General features: G+C 70.3%; 16 protein-coding genes and 4 tRNA genes (1 of these 20 cut by a window edge). 5 read left to right on the forward strand and 15 right to left on the reverse strand.

Annotation, left to right across the window (positions count from 1 at the left end; translation table 11 throughout):
- Positions 1 to 199: 199 nt before the first annotated feature.
- From ACFXB5_RS36645 to ACFXB5_RS36660, 4 genes are all read right to left on the reverse strand, one after another.
- A tRNA-OTHER gene (locus ACFXB5_RS36645) sits at positions 200 to 268 on the reverse strand.
- Between the two features lie 57 nt (positions 269 to 325).
- Positions 326 to 1,417, reverse strand: a complete 1,092-nt coding sequence (locus ACFXB5_RS36650; protein WP_385216459.1) for a DUF1152 domain-containing protein — start codon at positions 1,415 to 1,417, stop codon at positions 326 to 328.
- A gap of 54 nt (positions 1,418 to 1,471) precedes the next feature.
- Positions 1,472 to 2,230, reverse strand: coding sequence for an SDR family NAD(P)-dependent oxidoreductase (locus tag ACFXB5_RS36655; protein WP_385216462.1), 759 nt, complete (start codon positions 2,228 to 2,230; stop codon positions 1,472 to 1,474).
- A gap of 161 nt (positions 2,231 to 2,391) precedes the next feature.
- The gene (locus ACFXB5_RS36660) at positions 2,392 to 3,777 is read right to left on the reverse strand and encodes an MFS transporter (protein WP_385216464.1); all 1,386 of its coding nucleotides are present in this window, start codon (positions 3,775 to 3,777) and stop codon (positions 2,392 to 2,394) included.
- A gap of 287 nt (positions 3,778 to 4,064) precedes the next feature.
- On the opposite strand from ACFXB5_RS36660, the gene ACFXB5_RS36665 reads away from it, so the two are divergent.
- Positions 4,065 to 4,697: a hypothetical protein gene (locus ACFXB5_RS36665; protein WP_385216467.1), complete on the forward strand. Its 633-nt coding sequence runs from the start codon at positions 4,065 to 4,067 to the stop codon at positions 4,695 to 4,697.
- A 141-nt stretch (positions 4,698 to 4,838) separates the two neighbouring features.
- Here the strand turns inward: ACFXB5_RS36665 and ACFXB5_RS36670 are convergent, their stop codons facing one another.
- The 5 genes from ACFXB5_RS36670 to ACFXB5_RS36690 all read right to left on the reverse strand — a co-directional run bounded on the left by ACFXB5_RS36670 (position 4,839) and on the right by ACFXB5_RS36690 (position 8,347).
- Positions 4,839 to 5,504 carry a DUF4232 domain-containing protein gene (locus ACFXB5_RS36670; protein WP_385216469.1) on the reverse strand — a complete coding sequence of 222 codons (666 nt, stop codon included), beginning with the start codon at positions 5,502 to 5,504 and terminating at the stop codon, positions 4,839 to 4,841.
- A gap of 263 nt (positions 5,505 to 5,767) precedes the next feature.
- On the reverse strand, positions 5,768 to 6,571 hold the full coding sequence (locus ACFXB5_RS36675; RefSeq protein ID WP_385216472.1) for an aminoglycoside phosphotransferase: 804 nt from the start codon (positions 6,569 to 6,571) through the stop codon (positions 5,768 to 5,770).
- A gap of 79 nt (positions 6,572 to 6,650) precedes the next feature.
- On the reverse strand, positions 6,651 to 6,791 hold the full coding sequence (locus tag ACFXB5_RS36680) for a hypothetical protein (RefSeq protein WP_385216475.1): 141 nt from the start codon (positions 6,789 to 6,791) through the stop codon (positions 6,651 to 6,653).
- Positions 6,792 to 6,794: 3 nt separating this feature from the next.
- Positions 6,795 to 7,760 carry a radical SAM protein gene (locus tag ACFXB5_RS36685; RefSeq protein WP_385216477.1) on the reverse strand — a complete coding sequence of 322 codons (966 nt, stop codon included), beginning with the start codon at positions 7,758 to 7,760 and terminating at the stop codon, positions 6,795 to 6,797.
- 143 nt (positions 7,761 to 7,903) lie between these two features.
- Positions 7,904 to 8,347, reverse strand: a complete 444-nt coding sequence (locus tag ACFXB5_RS36690; RefSeq protein WP_385216480.1) for an ATP-binding protein — start codon at positions 8,345 to 8,347, stop codon at positions 7,904 to 7,906.
- A gap of 1,008 nt (positions 8,348 to 9,355) precedes the next feature.
- Here ACFXB5_RS36690 and ACFXB5_RS36695 point away from each other — a divergent pair.
- Entirely contained in the window at positions 9,356 to 9,826 is a 471-nt protein-coding gene (locus ACFXB5_RS36695) for a hypothetical protein (RefSeq protein WP_385216483.1), read from the forward strand.
- Here ACFXB5_RS36695 and ACFXB5_RS36700 read toward each other — a convergent pair.
- The 6 genes from ACFXB5_RS36700 to ACFXB5_RS36725 form a co-directional block, all read right to left on the reverse strand.
- On the reverse strand, positions 9,823 to 10,365 hold the full coding sequence (locus ACFXB5_RS36700; protein WP_385216486.1) for an NUDIX hydrolase: 543 nt from the start codon (positions 10,363 to 10,365) through the stop codon (positions 9,823 to 9,825). The genes ACFXB5_RS36695 and ACFXB5_RS36700 overlap by 4 nt on opposite strands.
- Positions 10,366 to 10,511: 146 nt before the next feature.
- Positions 10,512 to 10,585, reverse strand: a tRNA-Phe gene (locus ACFXB5_RS36705).
- Positions 10,586 to 10,589: 4 nt separating this feature from the next.
- A tRNA-Asp gene (locus ACFXB5_RS36710) sits at positions 10,590 to 10,664 on the reverse strand.
- Between the two features lie 224 nt (positions 10,665 to 10,888).
- Positions 10,889 to 11,710 carry a DUF1684 domain-containing protein gene (locus tag ACFXB5_RS36715; protein WP_385216489.1) on the reverse strand — a complete coding sequence of 274 codons (822 nt, stop codon included), beginning with the start codon at positions 11,708 to 11,710 and terminating at the stop codon, positions 10,889 to 10,891.
- Between the two features lie 214 nt (positions 11,711 to 11,924).
- Positions 11,925 to 12,000 (reverse strand) — tRNA-Glu (locus ACFXB5_RS36720).
- A gap of 81 nt (positions 12,001 to 12,081) precedes the next feature.
- Entirely contained in the window at positions 12,082 to 13,695 is a 1,614-nt protein-coding gene (locus ACFXB5_RS36725; protein WP_385216491.1) for a metallophosphoesterase, read from the reverse strand.
- A 205-nt stretch (positions 13,696 to 13,900) separates the two neighbouring features.
- Between ACFXB5_RS36725 and ACFXB5_RS36730 the strand changes: the two genes are divergently transcribed.
- From ACFXB5_RS36730 to ACFXB5_RS36740, 3 genes are all read left to right on the forward strand, one after another.
- On the forward strand, positions 13,901 to 14,251 hold the full coding sequence (locus ACFXB5_RS36730) for a metallopeptidase family protein (RefSeq protein WP_037953306.1): 351 nt from the start codon (positions 13,901 to 13,903) through the stop codon (positions 14,249 to 14,251).
- A 420-nt stretch (positions 14,252 to 14,671) separates the two neighbouring features.
- Positions 14,672 to 15,178: a hypothetical protein gene (locus tag ACFXB5_RS36735; protein ID WP_385216494.1), complete on the forward strand. Its 507-nt coding sequence runs from the start codon at positions 14,672 to 14,674 to the stop codon at positions 15,176 to 15,178.
- Positions 15,179 to 15,401: 223 nt separating this feature from the next.
- A protein-coding gene (locus ACFXB5_RS36740) for a DEAD/DEAH box helicase (RefSeq protein ID WP_385216497.1) crosses the window boundary here: on the forward strand, positions 15,402 to 17,479 show its 5' portion. It continues 64 nt past the right edge of the window; only the first 2,078 of its 2,142 coding nucleotides appear in the window; its start codon is at positions 15,402 to 15,404; its stop codon lies off the right edge, out of view.

Genomic DNA, 17,479 nt, shown 5'->3' on the forward strand with positions numbered 1-17,479 from the left:
GGCTCGCCCCGGGCCCCGGGGTCCCGGGGCGGAGCCCCTGCCACGCGGCGGAGCCGCATTGAGAAGGCTGCGGGAAGGGGCGGGGAGGGGAAAGCATCGACATGCGGCTCCGCCGAGTGGTCCGCCGGACACCCCGGCAGGCGGGCGGACACGCGAAAAAAGTCCCTCCCCCGCGATTAGGGGAGGGACTTCTCTAAGGAGCGCCGAGCAGGCCTTGCACCTACATCCCTCGTTTGGAGACGAGTATCTTTCCTTAGACGACCGACGCATCAACTCCCGCCCTCCGGGGCGGCGTTGCGAGATCAACTATACCCCATCCGGGGGATCACAGCCGCCACAGCGGGGCGTCGTACCGCTCCGGCTGAGTCCCGATCAGCAGGGCCCGCAGATCGGCGCGTTGGACACCGCTCAGCCCGAGGACCTCGGTGAGACGCCGGAAGGTGGTGTGGCTGACGCCGCGGGCGCGGGCCTCCTCCGCGAAGCGGGCGACCCTGGCGAGTACGGCCCTGGGCCGGAACGGACCCTCGGGCGCCGCCCCGAACCGCGCGGCCTTCTCCCGCTCGTAGTCGATCTCCGAGTAGCCGCAGATCTCCCGGCAGTGCCGCTCGGCCTCGGCGAGTCCGGTGGTGTCGGCGATGGCCCCGGCCAGCCGGTTCCGGCGGAACGCGGTGTCGAGATCCGCCTCATGGACCACGGCCCCGTCGTCCGTCAGGGGAATGGTGAGCCCCGCGTCCCGTACCTCGCACAGCCCGCGCACCCCCCGCGCCGCGGCCGTGAGCATGCCGGTGGCCTCCGACGGATGCCACTCCATGACGGGCCCGATGGGCGCGACATCGTCGGCGGTCAGCGTGTGGACCACCCGCTCCAGCCGTTCGTGCAGCACCTCCACCGGAATCTCCCCGTCCAGCCCCGGCCCGGCGACCAGCAGCCGGATCTCCGCGTTCACCTGCGCACACGCGGCCAGCGAGAGCGCGTCCCCGAGTGGGCTTCGCAGCGTCGGCTCATCGCCGTGCGCGAGGATGTCGCCGCCCACGTCCAGCAGGTCGATCGACGCCGGGGCCAGATGCTCGATCAGCTCTTCCAGCTGCCGGACCATGCCCTCCACGCCGTGGTGGGGGTCGAGCAGGGCGAAGGTGTGCGGCAGTTCGGCGGCCAGCCGGGGCAGCGTGGACCCGGCGGGCGCCACGGGCTTCGCGTCCCCGGGCACGGCGTACACGCTCGGTGTCAGCGCCCGCAGACCGGTGAAGTCGGCCGCTGCCCGGGGCCCGGGGACGGGGTCGACGAGCAGCCGGTCCCAGGCGTAGGTCAGGACCACCGCCCGGTCATCGCCCGTCCCGCGCCCGTACAGAGCCCGGTCGAGCACCGCGGCGGCAACGGCGTCCCCGCCTCCTCCACCCGCCACGATCAGCCGCGTCATCCGCCCAGCGTACGGCGGGAACGGACAATTCCGTCGTACGGGACGCGGCGGTCGTCAGTGCGCGGTGAGCCCGCCGTCGACCACGAGCTCCGAGCCGGTGACGAACGACGACTCGTCGCTCGCGAGGAAGAGCATCGCCGGCGCGATCTCGTCCGCCCGGCCGGCGCGGGCCATCGGCGTGCGTACGATGTCCGGCTGCTGATCGCCCTGCTCGTCCAGGAGATCCTGGATCATCGGCGTGGCGATCACCCCGGGGTGCAGCGAGTTGACCCGTACGTTGTCGCGCGCGTACTCGACCGCCGCGGTCTTCGACAGCAGCCGGACGGCGCCCTTCGACGCCTGGTACGCGGCCGCCGCACCGCTGCCCACCAGCCCCAGCACCGAGGATGTGTTGATCACCGACCCCCTGCCGCTCGCGCGCAACAGCGGCATGGCCGCCTTCATCCCCAGCCAGGTGCCCTTCTGGTTCACCTCGATGACGCGGTCCCAGGACGCCTCATCGGTGCCCTCGATACCCGGCCAGTCCAGGATCCCGGCGATGTTGACCAGTACGTCCAGACGACCGAAGCGCTCCCTTACGGTGGCGATCACATCGCCCCACGCCTCCGCCGAGGCGACGTCCAGCACGGCCGAGGCCACGTCGCTGCCGCCGCGCTCCTCGATCCGTTCCTCCAGAGCCTTCAGGGGCTCCGGGGCCACATCGGTGAGGAGCAGCCGTGCTCCCTCCTGTGCGAAGAGTTCGGCGGTCGCCGCGCCGATCCCTCCCGTCGCTCCGGTGATCAGGGCGACCTTGCCGTGCAGTCGTCCAGGCATGGGGGCTCCGTTCCTCGTCTCGCTCTCGACCCAAGATTCGACCCGCGTCTCGACCCGAATCCCGGCCCAGTCTGCGCAGGTCAGCGGGGGTCAACCAGGACGCACGCTGCCTGGGTGCGGCACACCCAGGCAGCGATACGAGAACGAGGCCGACGGGCCCGTCAGACGGTCCGGGACTCCACCTCGGCCTCCTCCGACTCCTCCGGCTCCTCCGACGCCTCGGCCTCCTCCGACGCTTCCGACCCCTCCGGAGCCTTGCGGCCCTTGAGGACGGCCGGGTTGGTCTCGGGAGCGGCCGCCACGGCGAAGACCGTGACCGCGCCCATGCCGATCAGGAACAGCGCGATCGGCCAGGACGCGCCCGACCAGGCGAGCAGCGCGGTGGCGACGATGGGGGAGAACCCGCCGACGATCATCGACGCCAGCTCATGCCCCAGGGCGAGCCCGCTGTAGGCCACCCGGCTGGCGAAGAGTTCGGTGAAGAACGCGGGCTGGGTGCCGATCATCGCCCCGTGGCCGATCACGACCGCCACGAAGATCGCCACGAAGATCAGCACCGGATTGCCCGAGTCGAACATCGCGAAGAACGGAAAGGCCCAGACGATCACCGCGATCGCGCCCCCGATGTACACCGGTCGGCGTCCGATGCGGTCGGAGAGCGCCCCGAACATCGGCATCGCGAACGACTCGAACAGCATCCCCACCACGAGCGCGGTCAGCACCACCCCCTTGCCCACCCCGACTTCGGCGGCGTAGGAGAGGCTGAAGGTGAGGAAGAGATAGCTCGCACCGGTTTCGGCGACCCGGGCCCCGAAGGCGATCAGTATCGACTTGGGGTGGGTGCGGATGACGTCGAGGAGCGGCGGGGTGGACTTCTTCGGCTCCGACTCCTTGTCCCGGAACGCGGGCGTTTCCATGATCCGGAGCCGGATCAGCAGTCCGACGGCGGTGAGCAGGATGCCGACCACGAACGGAATGCGCCATCCCCAGGCGAGGAAGGACTCCTTGGTGGTCACCGCCTGGGCGAGTGCGTAGGCGGAGGCGGAGAGGACGAACCCGAGCCCGACACCGGTCTGGCTCCAGGCCGAGTAGAAGCCGCGACGGTGGCTCGGCGCGTGTTCGCTGACGATCAGGACCCCGCCGCCCCACTCACCGCCGACGGCGATGCCCTGCACGATCCGCAGCACTATCAGCAGCACCGGCGCCCAGACCCCGATGGTGGCGTAGGTGGGCAGCAGACCGATCAGACAGGTCGCGACACCCATGATCACCAGGGTGGTCACCAGCATCGACTTACGGCCGATCCGGTCACCGAAGTGCCCGAAGACGATGCCGCCCAGCGGCCGGGCGAGGAACCCCACCGCGTTGGTGCCGAAGGCGGCGATCGTCCCCACCAGCGGATCGAAGGTCGGGAAGAAGAGGGAGTTGAAGACGAGCGCGGCGGCCGTGCCGTAGAGGAAGAAGTCGTACCACTCCAATGCGCTGCCGAACAAACTTGCGATCGCTGCCTTGCGTACTTCGCTCGGGGTGCCCTTCACGTCTGCCATGTCGGCGCTCCAATGGCCCGCTTCGAATGGGATCACGACCTGCGGCTCGGGTGTGTTGGGGGATTGTTCGCCGCTGATTCTCGTGGCGGGAATGGCGGCGTTCCGCTCACCGGGACAGGACGCGAACCGGCGGCTTTCGGCCACTCAGGAGAGCTGCACCCGTACGCCTCTCACCCGTCCCACGTTCGTGGGATATGCATACTTTCATGCCTTACTCCCCGCCTCGCCTGGTCACGCCTTCACGGTGTCGGTCCCGTCCAGGGGCCCGTGACGAAGGGAAGACACACATGCGTGGAAGGCTCGTCATCGCTGCCGCGGCATTGACCATGGCGCTGACGCCAGGCATCGCGTCGGCGACACAGGACGGCGACGACCACACGACCGGCTCCTACAGCGCCGAGGCGACCATGACCCAGAGCTCCGAGGGGGCTGGGTCCCACGGCTCCGAGGCGACCATGACCCAGAGCTCCGAGGGGGCTGGGTCCCACGGCTCCGAGGCGACCATGACCCAGAGCTCCGAGGGGACCATGTCCCAGAGCTCCGAGGGGACCATGTCCCAAGGCGACGAGTCGACCGGTTCTGTCAGCTCCGAGTCGACGGCCTCCCAGAGCGACGAGGCGACCGGTCCCCAGAGCTCAGAGGGGGCCGTTTCCCAGGGAGCCCCCCGCTCCGACGAGGGCGTGCCCGGCTACGAGGTGGTCACCCTGCCCAACGAGAACGTCCCGAACTTCCAGCGGCGCACGGTGTACTGCCCGAAGGGGAAGAAGGTCATCGGCGGTGGTGCCGAGGCCCGGGGCAACACCGCCATCCTCGTCGGCAGCTTCCCCACCGATGACGCACGGGGCTGGATCGGGCTGGGCCGCCAGACCTCCACCGACAACGTGGGCATCAGCGTCTTCGCGATCTGCGCCAACGTCTGATCGTTAACGTCTGATCGTTCATGCGGGACAAGGGCGCCCCCGGGGGCGTCGCGGGCAGTGAAGAAGCCCCCTCCGGATGTACCGGGAGGGGGCTGTGCCCTGGTGGGGAGCGTCGGTGGCCGGGGCCGCCCGCCCGCAGGCCTACTCAGGCGCGCTGACCGGGCCGACGAAGGTCCCCGGGCGGGTGGCGCCCGACTGGTCCAGCAGCGCACCGCCGTACGGCCAGTCCAGCGAGAGGTTCGTCTCCTCGTTCGGCGGGGTGATCACGACCTGGTCCGGCGCGAACTTCTTGTCGTCGTCGCGGGTCGACGCCAGGAAGGTGATGTCGAAGGTGACCCGCCCGCCGGCCTCCACCCGGACCGGCTTCGGCTTGTCGTCGGTGCGCCGCAGATCCCAGGTCTCGCCGTGCTCGGTCTGGAACTGGACTCCCGGGAAGCCGACCATGGTGCAGTCGGTGCTCCCGGTGTTCTTCAGCACCACCCGGGCGGTCTGCTGCCGGTCGTAGGTCATGTCAGGACCGCCCTCGAAGTTCGACCACGCGGCCTCCAGGTGGTCGCTGGTGCATCGGCTCGCCGACGAGGACCCGCCCGAGGCGCTGCCCGCCTTGGCGTCGACACCCTCACCCGAGCCCCCGGCGGAACCCTCGGAGCCCCCCGACGCACCGTTCGCGGTCGCCGAGGACGAGCCTCCCTTGGCGTCGCTGTCCGATTCGCCGCCTCCGCAGGCCGTGAGCGAGAACGCCGCAGCGGCGATCAACGAGGCGACGGCGACGGTGCGGGTACGGCGGAGAACGGTCGTGCGCGACATGGGATCCCCCAGGGATGGTTGAGGTAGGCGGACGCGGCGCGCTGTCCACGGGGCGTTCCGCGTCCTGGGAACAACCCTGCTCGCCGCCGCTGCCGATCGACTAACGCACGGCTAACACGCCGCTGCCGCGCTGAACGCGTTGATTCCTCCCGGCCACGAAGAAGCCCCCTCCGGACGGACCGGGAGGGGGCTTTGCCCTGGTGAGGGCTGTTGGCGACACGGCTGGCGTCGGACGGATGGCACCTGATCATCGCCGCGGACCGTCACCCACGGCGGTGGCGCTGCCATTTCATTGCGGCCGAACGTAGGCGCGCTGTCCAGACGTCTGGGGAGTCCCCCGCGATCTCATTCCACAGCGCTGCGTTTGCGTCGGCGAAAAGATCCACGGCTGTGGGAGGCGCTGTGGCCCAGGCGGGGATGCGTTGTCCAATTTCTTCGGCTTGGGCCGGGCTGTGTCCGGAGGCGATGAGCCAGATGATCCAGTAGGCGGGGTCGAGCCAGGCGGCTCCTCGGGTGGCCCATCCCCAGTCGACAAGGTGGGCTCGGTCACCGGTGATGAGGACGTTGTGGTTGCTCCAGTCAGTGTGGAGCAGGGCATCGCCTGCGAACGCTTCTGCATCGGCAGGGTGGGTGACGTACTTGGACAGGCGCTGTTCCGCTTGGCGGAGATCGACGTTGGGGCAGGGCATGTCGTCAAGCCTGCGGAGGGCTTGGACGACCTTCGGGATGTCCGGCGAGCCGGGAGAGTAGTCGGCGTGATGGCCGTCGAGTAGTTCGAAGCCGAGGATGTCCCAACCTTCGACGACGAGGTGGAAGAGCATGCGGGGCGCCAGGGGTGTGACATACGGGTTGATATCCGCCTCGCGTCGCTGGGTCCAGACCCAACGGTGATCGCTCTCCAGTCCTTTGAGAAAGACGGTCCCGCCGGTGGTGTGGACGCGTGCCGAAAGAGCGCTGTTCTTGCCGGCGGTAACCGCCTCGGTCTCAAGGACCGTGCCTGTCTCGGCCTCAATCGCGCTACGGACCGAGCGGGGAAGGTCGTCGAAGGCGACGGGGGCCAGGGCCATGACGGAAAGGCTTCCAGACGGGACGTGCGCACGGGGCCTTCCGGCGCACGAACACGTCGGAAGGCCCCGCCACGGGTGATCAGTTGTAGGGGTTGTCGTCGCCGCAGCCAGGAGTGGCGGCCCGGGCGAAGGCGTCGACGTCGTCGAGGATCACGATGTCCTCCTTGATGTCAGCATCTCTGGGACGGGGCGGCGTGATCTCGACCATCACCGTTGTCATGGTTCAGCTCCCTTTCGCGGTGTGTTGGCAGTGGATGTGCAGTGGTGCCTTCGCCTCCTGGTAGACCTTGGCCAGCGGCCTGCATACCCGGCAGGTGCCGGAGAGCCGGCAGCCGGAGCAGCCACCGGTGCGAAGCATCAGGGAATCGGCGATCCCGCCCAGGCGGCTGAGGCCCTCGACTCCTTCGGCCAGCAAAGGAACCGCGTTGTCGCGGCCGACCTTGCAGATGGACGCCCTGCCGTGTGGATCGACATGGAAGAAGGTGTGGCCCGCGTTGCAGCCGCGGAACGGTTCACGGTCAGTGAGGTGGCCGAGCGCCTGGGAGGCGAGTGTCTCGGCGCCGCCATAGATGGTCGGGGACATATGGGTGTACTCGCGGTACGGCAGGGCGTACTGGTCTGCGAAGGCGCGCATCCGGTCGCTCTCGTGGGCGTTGTGCCGTGTGATGATCAGCGCCAGATCGAGCGGCAGCCCGGCCTCATGGGCGGCGTTCAGGCCCTTCATGAACATCCGGTACGCGCCCTTGCGGCGGGTGAGCCCGTCGTAAGACTTCTCTGTGGCGCCGTAGAGGCTGAGCGTGATCCGGTTCGGGCGGCGCTCCGTGAGCAAGGTGAGGTTCTTGGGGGCCGCGAGACGGGAGCCGTTGGTGAGGATTTCGACCATCATGCCCAGCTCGTTCGCCCGCCGGTATGTCTCGGGGAACAGCTTGTCGATCATTGGCTCGCCGCCGGTGAGCTGGAGCCACAGCACGCCGGCGTCATGGATGACCTGCAGCAGCCGTTCGCGATGGGACCATTCGAGCCCCGAGAACCGCTTGAGACCTAGGTAGCAATGCTCGCAGTCGTAGTTGCAGCCCAGGTTCAGCTCGTGAGACGCACGCCCGTAGCCGTGCGGCGAGGAGGAGCGGACGAGGACGGTATCGCGCGTCAACCGCTCGTCGAGGCTCAGGCCCCATACCTTCCGGGACACGTCCACCAGCCAACCGGGTGATGCCGCACCGGAGGCTACGGCCGTCTCCAACTCCCGGTACGCGGTGGCCGGGAGCCGGGCGGCTCCGGTACTGCCGGGGACGTACGAGGAGATGATGGTCGAGGAATGGAGCGGCGATCAGCTCATGCACGGGTTTCCTCCTCCGGCGTGACGAGAGCCAGGCGGGCCCAGGCGGTTTTGCCGGTGGGGTTGCGGGCGCGGTGTCCCATCTCTTTGGCAAGCGCGGAGACGAGTTGGAGCCCTCGGCTGTGCTCGTCCTCATCGCTGGTCTCCATGAGGCGAGGCAACCGACGGCTGAGGGCGTCGGAGACCTCGACCAGGCACGTGGCGCCTTCGCCGCTGAGGCGAACTTCGAAGCGGTGACCGCTCCTGTGGCCGTGCCGCGCGGCATTGGTCGCCGACTCGCTGCAGACGAGGACCGTACGGTCGATGTCTTCTCGTCCGTAGCCCCAGCTCAGCAGGGTTTTGTCGACCAGGCTCCGGACGAGACGGACGCACCTGGGCGTGGAGGTGAACTGCATCGCCCAGCGCTGGGCGATGGTGTGCTGCTGGTTGTCGTTTGTCATCGGGAGCATTGCGTCCCCTCGTCGCGGGTGGTTCCAGGGGGCTAGCTCATCGCAACGGCCATCACCGAAACAGGTCATGGTGATTACCCAACGTGGGTAAAATCATCAGCGCTTGACCGCCCGGACAGCCCGGTGCCGCAGGGCGAGGGAGAGGGGCACGAGTGTCAGCACCGCAGCCTCATCGACTGCTGCCACCAGCCTTGTTGGCCAGCCCTGAGTGGCAGGACGCATGCCAGAAGCGCGACTTCACCCGCATCTTCCAGCTGGTCAAGCTCAAGGCAGGGATCTATCCCTCGCGCATCGCCGCTCTTTGCGGCATGACGCCCAGCAGGGTCGGCGAGATCATGGCTGGACGTCGTGGTCTGGCCCACATCGATGTGATCGAGAGAGTCGCCGATGGGCTGCGCATCCCCGGTGCGATGCTGGGCCTGGCACATCGGCCCTGGGAAATTCCCGTATCGGCTCTGGAGAGCGAGCGGAGCCAGGTATCCGAGCCACGGCTTGCACAGGGGGCAACGGCTACCGGCCCTGCTGCTGGGGAAAGCCTGGACGACCTACTGCCACTGGCCGACTCACAGGTCACCCGCTCCACGCTCGCCGCGCTGCGCTCCTCAGTGGAGGACTACTGGCGTCGGGACGACCAGCACGGTGGTGCGCCAATGCGGCCTGCGGTCGTCGGAAGCCTCACTTACGTCACACAGGTGATGCGGCACGCCGGGGATGCACTGGGCCGGGACCTGCGGTCCCTCGCCGCAGAGCTGGCCCGCCTTGCGGGCTGGGCGTATTTCGACGCCTGTCAGTACAGCACGGCACGTATCTACTTCAGCCAGGCCCTCAGCCTCTCGCGGGAGCAGGAAGATCGCCTCTTCGTGGCCAATGTGCTGTCCTGCATGAGCCTGCAGGCCACTTATGACGGTAATCCGGCAGAGGCTATCGCTCTCGCCTGCAAGGCTCAGGACGTCACTCGGGCAGTGGGTGACCAGCCTCTGGTGATGTCCATGCTGCACATTGCGCGAAGCGTTCGCCCACGCCACCCTTCGCGACGCCTCCGCCTGCAAACAGGCCATCGACCGTTCCCGCGACTCCTTCGAATGCGCACGCGGCCGGACGGACGAGACGCCCTCCTGGGTGCGCTATTTCGACGAGACCAAGCTCATCGTCGACACCGGAATCGCCCTGGCCCGTCTTGGCGAGGCGCCACGAGCCGAACCTCTCATCGCCGAGGGACTGCGCCGGGAAACATCCGGACAGCAGCGCGGACGGGCCCTCCACGCCTTCTGGCTCGCCAGCACCCAGCTCGAGCAGGGCAAGCTCGGCGACGCGTGTCACAGCGCCGGACTCGCACTCGGACTGAGCACCGTGATCGACTCTCCCCGGGGCGCTGGACATGTCCGTGAATTCCACCGCCGTCTGGCTCCGTACGCCCGTGAGGCACCGGTGATCAGGTTCGAGCAGCGGATGCGAGAGTCACTTGGCTAGCCGGCGCTCTTGGTGGCCTCGTCCAGCAGCAGATACAGCAGGCCGACCAGACTGCCGCTGCTGACGATCTCGCGGCGGTCGATCATCCCCCTTATTTCCGATAGGGGGATCCACTCGATCCGGTCCGATTCGTTCAGCTCTGTCGGCGGCCCGGTGTAGGTGGCCCCATCGGCGCGGAAGACATGGTGCTCGGAGTCGGTGATCCCGTTCGCGGGCTGTGCGTACACCAGGGGCTTCATCGCCTCGACCCGCCAGCCGGTCTCTTCTTCGACCTCGCGGGCGGCGGCCTGCTCCGGGGTCTCGCCGGGCTCGATGAGTCCCATGGGCAGTTCCCAGCCCCAGGCGTCGGTGATGAACCGGTGGCGCCACATCATCAGGACGCGCTTTTGGCCATCGACCACGGCGGCAACGGCGAGGTGTCGCATGCGTACGACGTGGTGTTCCCAGCGCCGCCCGTCGGGCTGCTGTACGTCGACCAGCCACAGGTTGACCCAAGGGTTGCTGTAGATCTGCCGTTCGCCGTGGACGGTCCACCGCATGAACCCACTCCCCTTCGTCGACGCGGTGCCCAGCATGTCACTTCCTGGTCCAGCGCTCTTACGGTGCGTGCCGTGGGCGTTACGGACAACGAAGAAGCCCCCTCCGGACGGACCGGGAGGGGGCTTTGCCCTGGTGAGGGCTGCGGTGGCTGGGGCCGGGGTCGAACCGGCGACCTTCCGCTTTTCAGGCGGACGCTCGTACCAACTGAGCTACCCAGCCGCAGCGGTCCTGACGGGATTTGAACCCGCGGCCTCCACCTTGACAGGGTGGCGAGCACTCCAAACTGCTCCACAGGACCTTGCGTGTACGAGCACGAGTCTCGCACATGTGGGGTGCGCTCCCAACGGGATTTCCCGTCGTGGATTCGCACTCCTTGCGATCTTCGAGCCGGGGCCTTGATTTCTCTCCGCCGCGTCGTTGTCGCTGGATCAGCGTATCAGACCTGCGGCCGCGTTCTGACCGCTCACCGGGTGGGCCGGGGCCCGGTCGGGCTCAGCCGATCTCCACTGGTCTCGGCCCGGGTCAGGGGCGGTCGCCGCGCTCCAGGGGGATCTTCTCGCCCGCCTCGATCGCGACCGGCAGCCGGTTCTCGGTGGGCGGCAGGGGGCAGGTCGCGAGGTCGGTGTAGGCGCAGGGGAGGTTGGTGGCGCGGTTGAAGTCGAGGGTGACGCGGCCGGCCTCGTCGGGGGCGTCGATCTGGAGGGAGCGGTTCGCGGCGTACGTGGTCACGCCGGAGGTCGCGTCGGTGAGGAGCACCATCAGGCTGCCGGGCCGCTTGCCGTTGAAGGCGGTGAGCCGGAACGTCTCGCCGTCCAGCTCGAACTCGACCCGTCCAGGCGCGTCGTAGACGTGCTCCAGCCCCTCCGCCACGGCGCCCACGGTGATCGCGCGCGGCTCGTCGAAGGGGAGGTAGCGGCCGGTGCGGACCCAGCGGGGGTCGGGGGCGTAGGCGGGGGTGTGGGCGAAGTCGGTGCGGAGGGGGTTGCCGGGGTGGCGGGGGCGGACGATGTCGTGGCCGCCGCGCTTGGCGATCTCGATCACCGCGTCGCCGTACCCCGCGTACACACTGGCCCGCTCGGCGATCGCCCCGAAGGCGTACCGCCCGTGCACCGCCGTGCCGTCGATCGTCAGCTCCTCGCCGTCGGCGAGCTCGACCACCACGCCCTTCGGGCCGCTGGACCAGGCCCCGGGGGCGTCCTCGAAGCGGGTCGGCTCCGGGCTCAGCCAGCGCAGGCTGGTGATCGCGAGAAATCCGTGGGGGTCGGCGAGCGCCTGCTCATGGGCGCGGTGCCAGCGCTCCCACTCCTCGGCGAAGCTCACCCGGTCGACGTCCTGGACGGTCATCTGCGCTCCCTCGCGTGGGGCCTGCGGCGGGTCCGGTGCTGTCGCGTACGTACAACCGCTTCGGGGAGGGAGACATTCCGGGAGCCGTGGGAGCCGCGGGGTCGCCGTGCGGCGCGCATGGGGTCGCCGTGCGGCGCGCATGGGGTCGCCGTGCGGCGCGCATGAAAAAAGTCACCAGCAGGTACGTTCCGACCTGCGGTGACTTAAAAAAAGGTGGTGCCCCCAACGGGATTCGAACCCGTGCTACCGCCTTGAAAGGGCGGCGTCCTGGGCCACTAGACGATGAGGGCCGATGGCCCACCTGGGCGCCTCGCGGCGCTTTCGGGGACGCGAGAAGCATATGGGATGCCGGTGAGGTTCGCCAAAACGGTTTACGGAGTGGTGGGCGTTGGTGTCGCGCCCGGGCGGTTCTCGGCCGGCAGATGACGGCTGACCTCGGCCTTCGCCAGGCCCAGACCGCCCAGATCGATCTCGTCCCACGCCTGGAGCCGTCGCGTGTCCCGGTCCAGATAGAGGACCGACGCCTGCACCGTGTCCGGTGTGCCGTCGTCCACGGCGCGCAGCCCGCTGCCGCCCGTCGACCCCTCGGTCATCAGCCGGGTGCCGCCGGGGAGCACCTCCGTACGGCGGTGATGGACATGGCCGGTGAGGGCGAGCGGCACGGTGCCGTCGGTCTCGCGGGCGGCGATCGGGTTGTGGGCGAGGGCGATGTCGACCGGGGCGCCGGCGGCCTTGCGGTCCCGGATCGCCTCGGCGAGCTGCCGTCCGGCGCTGTGCTCGGCCGCGTCACCGGCGGCCGCTGCGGAGCGGTCGGGGGTGAACTGCGGATCGCCGATACCCGCGATCCGCAGCCCGGCGACGTTGATCACATCGCCGTTGTCCACGACATGCGCCCCCTTGCGCTTGGCCAGGTAGCGCTGGGTCGACGCCGAGTCGTGGTTGCCGCGCACCCAGACATAGGGGGCGCCGAGGTCGGAGACGGGGTCGAGGAAGCCGTTCTCGGCGGAGCTGCCGTGGTCCATCGTGTCGCCCGTGTCGATGATCACACTGATCTTGTACTGCCGCACCAGCGACTGCACGATGTGCCACGCGGCCGGATTGAGATGGACGTCCGAGATGTGCAGCACCCGCATGGTGGTCGGATCGGGCTGGTACGCGGGGAGCGTCGAGGTCACCTCGTAGAGCTGGGTGACATTGGTCACCAGCCGGGCCAACTCCCGCTGATAGACGTCGAAGTCGGTCACGATGCTGCGCGCGTTGCCCACCACCGAGGGGGCGCTGGAGAGCAGCCCGGAGTAGCGCGGCTCCAGTACGGAATTCGGGTTCCACGTGGCGTAGACGGCCCCGCCGGAGGCGGTCAGCAGCGTGAGCGCGAGCCCTCCGGCGGCCAGCGCCCGGCGGGGGCGGCGGTAGACCGCCAGGCCCAGCGCGGTGGCGCCGAAGACCACGGCGACGCAGGAGCGGACCGCGAGGCCGAGGGTGCCGCGGGTGACATCGCTCGCGACCTCGTCCTGGAGCCCGGAGAGCCGCTCGGGGTGGTCGACGAGGGCCTGGGACCGTATGGGGTCGAGCCGGTCCACGTCCACGTCCAGGCGGAGCGGGGCGTGGTGGCTGTTCAGCTCGAGCGCGCCCAGCGGGGCCACGTTGATCTTGGTGCCGCCGGTGAGGGACGGCCGCAGCGCCATCCGCGTGTCCATCGGGCCCACGGAGATGTGGACGCTGCCGACCACCAGCAGTCCGATCCAGGCGCCGAGGACGGTCACGGCGGCCAGCCCGGCGGCGCGGACGAGGGGGCGGGGGCGCGCGGTGGGATCGAGCGCCGTGGGGTCGAAGGAAGCGGTGGGGGACGGGGTCTGCGAGGGGCGGCGGAAGGGGCGAAGGGAAGGGTGAAGGGAGGGGCGGCGGAAGCGGCGAAGGGGGGAGACGGCCGCGGTGCCCGCGCGCTGAGCGGTGGCACGGAGCAGCCGGAGCGGTTCGCGGGCCATTGGTCCCGTATGCCCGGCCGCGCGGGGGCGTATGCCTGGGCGGCGTGGGGGTGGGTCGGCACCGGGTGGCGGTTGCGTCGGCCGAGGGTTGCGTCGGCCGAGGGTTGCGCCTGCCGACGGTTGCGCCGGGCGGCCGGAGACGTCCGGCGCGGATACCTCGGCGCCGACGGCTCCTTTCCGGGCCCGGCTGCCCGACAATGGCCTCGTGCTGGAGATGACGCGCGAGGAGTTCGAGGAACTGGTCGCCGAGGCGCTGGACCGGATCCCGCCGGAGCTGACACGGCTCATGGACAACGTCGCCGTGTTCGTGGAGGACGAGCCACCGACGGACGATCCCGAGCTGCTCGGGCTCTACGAGGGGACGCCGCTCACCGACCGGGGTGAGTGGTACGCGGGCGTCCTGCCGGACCGGATCACCGTCTACCGGGGTCCGACGCTGCGGCTGAGCGAGACGCGGGAGGACGTCGTCCAGGAGACCGAGGTGACCGTGGTCCACGAGATCGCGCACCACTTCGGGATCGATGACGCGCGGCTGCACGCGCTCGGGTACGGCTGATCCTCGGGTACGGCTGATCCTCGGCCATGGCTGATCCTCGGCCACGGCCTGATCGCGGGCGCCGCCTGCTTCCGGTGCCGATGTCCGCCTACGGCCGCCCGCGCCTACGGCCGCCCGCGCCTACGGCCGCCCGCGCCTACGGCCGACGCCGGACGCCCCCGCCTACGACCGCCTCTGGCCGCCCGCGCCTACGGCCGACGCCGGACGCGCGGTCTACGCGGCGAGCCGGGTCCGCACCGCATGCGTGTCCTGGGCGGGGCGGCACCAGTTGGGCAGGGCGTCACGTCCCTGCCGTCTGGAGGTGTCCCGCGCATGCCCGGATCCCCCGTGCCCGGATCCCCCGCTCCTCGCACCGCCCGTTCCTCCCGTTCCCCCCGGCCCTCCCGGCGCGTGCGCCGTGCTGCCGTGCCCCGCGCCGCCGTGCCTCGTACCGCCGTGCGCGGGGCGGCGGTCGCGGCGCTCGTGGCCGTCGCCCTGGCGCTGGGCGGCTGCATGAGCATCTCCGACGACCCCGAGCGGCCGGACAAACACCGCGGCTCCCACCAGAAGGGCGGGGCGGCGGACACGGGCGGCGCCGTGGTGCGGTCCGATGGCAGGGGGCGGCCGTACGCGGACTCCGACCGGGACGAGAGGGACGGCAAGGGGAAGAAGGGCGAGAAGGGGAAGAAGAGCGACGACGAGGACCGATCGGCCTCGGCCTCCGCGACCGACCCCGGGGCCGAGCCCTCGGCCCCGCCCGGTAAGAAGGGCGCCCCGCACCACGGCCCGGCGCCCTCCGCCCCGCCGCAGCCGGGCGGTGCCATCCCGTCCGAGGCGCCGCCCGCGCCCCGGCCGTCGAGCCCGCCGCCGAGCGTGCCGGATCCGAAGCCGACCGACCCCGAGCCCCCGACCGCGCCCGCCTCCCCGTCGGACCAGCCCGCGGGGTAGCGCCCAGCCGTCGCCGGCCGGCGCGGATGAAGCGAATTTGCTCTTGAGGGGTGGAGGTGCGTATGGTGGTAGATCGTTTGATCCCATTTGCCCGGCGCCTCGTAGAAGTGCGCCGCGAGGCGCGTTCCTTGCCATCCCGTGGCTGACCGCATAGAGGCGGTCGTTTGCGACAACACACGGAGTTTGGGCGCGTGCCGAGACTCCGGAAGGTTTCGCATTTCGCATGTCTGTTTCCACTGATCACGCCGTCATGCCCGCCCTCGACGAGACGAGCGAGCTGACCGCCCCGGCCGAGCCGTTCGAGCCGTCGGAGCAGGACGAGCAAGCCGCCACGGAAGCCCCCGACACCCCTAAGGCGCCCGACATCACATTCGCCGACCTCGGCCTCTCCGAGCAGATCGTCCGCAAGCTGGCGCAGAACGGCGTCACCACGCCCTTCCCGATCCAGGCCGCGACCATCCCCGACGCCCTCGCCGGACGCGACATCCTCGGTCGAGGCCGTACCGGCTCGGGCAAGACCCTCTCGTTCGGGCTTCCGCTGCTGACCACCCTGGCCGGCGGCCACACCGAGAAGAAGCGCCCCCGCGGGCTGATCCTCACCCCGACCCGCGAACTCGCGATGCAGGTGAGCGACGCGCTGCAGCCGTACGGCGATGTTCTCGGCCTCAAGCTCAAGGTCGTCTGCGGCGGCACCTCGATGGGCAATCAGATCTACGCGCTGGAGCGCGGCGTGGACATCCTGGTCGCCACCCCGGGCCGGCTGCGCGACATCATCGAGCGCGGTGCCGCGTCCCTGGACAAGGTGCAGATCGCGGTCCTCGACGAGGCCGACCAGATGGCCGACATGGGCTTCCTGCCCGAGGTCACCGAGATCCTCAACCTGGTGCCGCAGGGCGGGCAGCGGCTGCTGTTCTCCGCGACGCTCGAGAACGAGATCGACAGCCTGGTCAAGCGCTACCTGGTCGACCCGGTCACCCACGAGGTGGACCCGTCCGCGGGCGCCGTCTCGACCATGACCCACCATGTGCTGGTCGTGAAGCCGAAGGACAAGGCGCCGGTCACCGCCGCCATCGCGGCGCGCAAGGGCCGCACGATCATCTTCGTCCGCACCCAGCTGGGCTGCGACCGGGTCGCCGAGCAGCTGTGCGACGCGGGCGTACGCGCCGACGCGCTGCACGGCGGCATGACGCAGGGCGCGCGCACCCGCACCCTCGCCGACTTCAAGGACGGGTACGTCAATGTGCTCGTCGCCACGGACGTCGCCGCCCGCGGTATCCACGTCGACGGCATCGACCTGGTGCTGAACGTGGACCCGGCCGGTGACCACAAGGACTATCTGCACCGCTCCGGCCGTACCGCGCGGGCGGGCCAGAGCGGCACCGTCGTCTCGCTGGCCCTGCCGCACCAGCGCCGCCAGATCTTCCGGCTGATGGAGGACGCGGGCGTCGACGCCTCGCGCCACATCGTCGGTGGCGGCGGAGCCTTCGACGAGGACGTGGCCAAGATCACGGGCGCGCGTTCGCTCACCGAGGTGCAGGCGGAGGCGGCCTCGAACGCGGCCAAGCAGGCCGAGCGCGAGGCGCAGGACCTCACTCGGGAGCTGGAGCGGGCGCAGCGGCGCGCGACCGAGCTCCGCGAGGAGGCCGACCGGCTGTCCGCGCGGGCGGCGCGCGAGCGCGGCGAGACCGTGGCACCGGCGGAGTCCGTGGCCGTGGCCGTGGCCGTGGCCGGGGCGGAGACGGCGGCCGAGGCCGCCGCTGTGACGCTGCCGGCGCAGCGTACGGCGGAGCCCGCGACCGTGCCCGCCGTGAAGGGCGCGGGGGCCGAGGCCGTCGAGGGCGCGGGTGACGGCGAGGCGCCGCGCCGCTCCTCGTACGACCGCCGGGACAACGACCGGGGCCGGGACGACCGTGGCGGCCGTTCCTTCGACCGCCGGGACGGCGAGCGCGACCGCGGTTTCAACCGCGACCGGCGGGACGACCGCCGGGATGACCGTGGCGGCTTCAACCGCCGTGACGACCGTGGCGGCCGTTCGTACGACCGTCGGGACGGCGAGCGCGACCGCGGCTTCAACCGCGACCGGCGCGATGACCGCCGGGACGACCGTCGCGACGACCGCTTCGGCCGGGACCGCGACCGGGACCGCCGGGACAACGACCGTGGCGTCGGCCGGGACCGCCGTGACGACCGCTCGTTCGGCCGCGACCGCCGGGATGACCGTGGCGGCTTCAACCGCCGTGACGACCGTGGCGGCAGCCGTCCGTACGAGCGCCGTGACGACCGTGGCGTCGGCCGCGACCG

Source organism: Streptomyces sp. NPDC059455 (genome assembly GCF_042750115.1).
GTDB classification, from domain to species: Bacteria; Actinomycetota; Actinomycetes; order Streptomycetales; family Streptomycetaceae; genus Streptomyces; species Streptomyces endocoffeicus.